The organism is Polaromonas sp. P1_E1_2 (genome assembly GCF_056406035.1).
The window spans coordinates 1-1,977 of sequence record NZ_JBFUAZ010000710.1 but is presented as its reverse complement, the minus strand read 5'-3'; the positions used below and the strand labels follow the sequence as shown (position 1 = coordinate 1,977).

Sequence of the window (1,977 nt, the reverse complement as noted above, 5' to 3'; positions counted from 1 at the left end):
GTTGCAGACAAAGGTGCCGGCGGTTTGCGAAACCTCGGCAGCCACGCCCGCCTCCTGCAGCGCCTGCAGCATGGCCTTGATGGGCAGGCTGCTGAAATAGGCTGCCGGCCCGCCCGCCACGACCGGCGTGTCGACGGGCTGGCCGCCGGTATTGTCGGGAATACGGGCATCGTTGACGTTGATGGCAATGCGCTCCAGCGAAATCGCGCTGCGCCCGCCCGCCTGGCCGACGCAGATCACCAGTACCGGCTTATGCAGCGCGAGCAGCCGGATGAGTTCTGCGATGGAGGCCTGAAACACGGTGGGCAATTGCGCCGCCACCAGGAGGTGGCCGCCTATGCGCTTGCCACCCAGCGCCTGTACCGCCAGCCAGCTGGGGTTGAGGGGCAAGCCGCTGTGCCCGGTGTCGCCAAAGGGGTCGAAGCCGGTGAGCAGGACACGCGGGAGCGAAGAAGCGGAAGGGGCTGTGCGCATGCCGCCATTGTGAAGGACGGCGGTGTTTTGGCTACCATGGCTCCATGAATACCCCAACCCATCCGGACATTTCCGCGCTGGCCACCGACCTCACCCGCGCCCGTCTTGAAGCCAGCCCGTTGCCTTGGCCCGCCACCGTGCCAACTGACGTGCCGCTGGCCTATGCCACCGCGCTGGCCGTGCGCGCCGCGCGAAGCGCGCAGGGCGACAGCCCGGTAGGCTACAAGGTTGGCTTTACCAACCGCACCATCTGGCCGCGTTATGAAGTCTATGGCCCCATCTGGGGCACGGTGTGGCATAGCAGCCTGGCGCGTGTCGATGCCTCCGGGCCCAACGAGGGAGTGTTGTCGCTCAAAGGCCTGTGTGAACCGCGCATTGAGCCCGAGGTGGTGTTCGGCCTGCGCGAAGCGCCGCCGACCGATTGTTCGGCGGCAGAACTGATTGCGTCCATAGACTGGGTCGCGCACGGCTATGAGATCGTGCACACGCATTTCCCGGGATGGAAGTTCACGGCTGCGCAGGCGGTGGCCGACGGCGGGTTGCACGGCCGGTTATTGGTGGGCCATGCCGTGAAGCTGCCCGACGGGTTGGCGCCCGCGGCACTCATGCAAGCCCTGGCGGGCCTGCGGCTCAAGCTCTACGGCGATGGGGTGCTCAAAGATGAAGGTGAGGGCGCCAATGTGCTGGACGGTCCTGTAGAGGCGCTGCTGCATTTCGTACAGGAATTGCGCGCCACGCCCGGCACACCGGCTTTGCGGGCCGGCGACGTCATCACCACCGGCACGCTGACTGACGCCTGGCCGGTGCAGGCGAGGCAGACCTGGCATACCGAACTGCAAGCGTCCGGCCCGGTGGCCGGCTCGCTCAAGGGCTTGACGGTCCGGTTCGAATAAGCGCCGCGCGCCGGGCCTATTTTTTGATCACCGCGCCGGTTTCGCTGTCGAACTTCACGACACGCACCTGGCCGTTCTGGCCGGGAAAGTTGTCAAACACCGCGCGAACCAGGTAAGGCACGACCAGCGGAAGGTCGCCGCTGCCGCCTTCGTACACAGCGCGCGATTCAAACACCGTGCGCGGCGGCTTGCCGGGTGGCGTGCCCTGGGTGTCAAGTAACCGCACGCGCAGGCTGTTGGTGTAAATCGTCATGTTGAGCGGCCTGTCGCCGACATAGCGCGGCCCGAAAGGGTCGGGCACCCAGCCGCCCGCGTATACGCGGCCCGCGGCGTCGCGGTAAGGCGGCAGGAAGACAAAGTTGTCCTGGTAAACCGGCTGCAGAAAGGTTTTCTCTTCGCTGCGGCTGCTGGCCGCTACGTCAACCTGCAGCCGCCCTGCCTGGCCTTCCGGCGCGCGCCTGAGGCCGCGTTTCTCCAGTTCGGCCTGCACATAGCCCTCATAGGTGGCTTGTTCCAGCTGCCGTGTCGTGTCCACCGGCGTGATGTAGCTGAAAGTGGCGCCCGCCGTATCGCCCGGCCACTGGTTGAAGCTGGTCACGCGGGTGGTGAT

Annotated in this window: 3 protein-coding genes; 1 reads left to right on the top strand and 2 read right to left on the bottom strand. The window is 66.3% G+C overall.

From position 1 onward, the window contains the following. Positions 1–474 (bottom strand): pyroglutamyl-peptidase I family protein (locus AC1D1P_RS21995; protein ID WP_477674439.1); only part of this gene is annotated, 474 nt, incomplete at its 3' end. Between the two features lie 44 nt (positions 475–518). Between AC1D1P_RS21995 and AC1D1P_RS21990 the strand changes: the two genes are divergently transcribed. Next, positions 519–1,367 carry a 2-keto-4-pentenoate hydratase gene (locus AC1D1P_RS21990; RefSeq protein ID WP_477674438.1) on the top strand — a complete coding sequence of 283 codons (849 nt, stop codon included), beginning with the start codon at positions 519–521 and terminating at the stop codon, positions 1,365–1,367. Between the two features lie 16 nt (positions 1,368–1,383). Here AC1D1P_RS21990 and AC1D1P_RS21985 read toward each other — a convergent pair. Then, a partial coding sequence (locus AC1D1P_RS21985) for a DUF4136 domain-containing protein (RefSeq protein WP_477674437.1) occupies positions 1,384–1,977 on the bottom strand: 594 nt, incomplete at its 5' end.

What these genes read in the sequence shown, in the direction of transcription:
- AC1D1P_RS21990 (WP_477674438.1), top strand. Translation starts at nt 519, where the DNA reads ATGAATACCCCAACCCATCCGGACATTTCCGCGCTGGCCACCGACCTC.